Below are 268 nucleotides of genomic sequence, written 5' to 3'. Positions count from 1 at the left end.
ACCCAAGACGTCACGTTATTACCGCTACAGATAGATAGCGTCGATTTTGAAACGCGCCAAGAAGTGTACGATAATCAGCATGGACTGCTTAACGGCTGCATTAACATTAAATTCAAAGGTCTTAATCCGAGCTTTGACTATCAGGCTTTATTCAATCATTCGTTAGATTTATATATAGATGAGGATGCTAGTCAAGGCACCAGCCTCTGGGATATCTTGTGCTGTGATGTCAAGCAGACCCACATCCAAGGTCAGCAAGTCAACAAGG

At 42.9% G+C, this 268-nt stretch carries 1 protein-coding gene; it reads left to right on the top strand.

Annotation, left to right across the window (positions count from 1 at the left end):
- Positions 1 to 268: type VI secretion system baseplate subunit TssF (locus AAEY75_RS15380; RefSeq protein WP_352260071.1), on the top strand; the 268-nt coding region annotated here is incomplete at both ends.

Origin of the sequence: Psychrobacter sp. TB55-MNA-CIBAN-0194, from assembly GCF_040309505.1 — a bacterium.
In the GTDB taxonomy this organism is placed as follows: domain Bacteria; phylum Pseudomonadota; class Gammaproteobacteria; order Pseudomonadales; family Moraxellaceae; genus Psychrobacter; species Psychrobacter fozii.
Note: the sequence above shows the minus strand (reverse complement) of the source record. Positions and strands in the feature narration are given on the sequence as shown.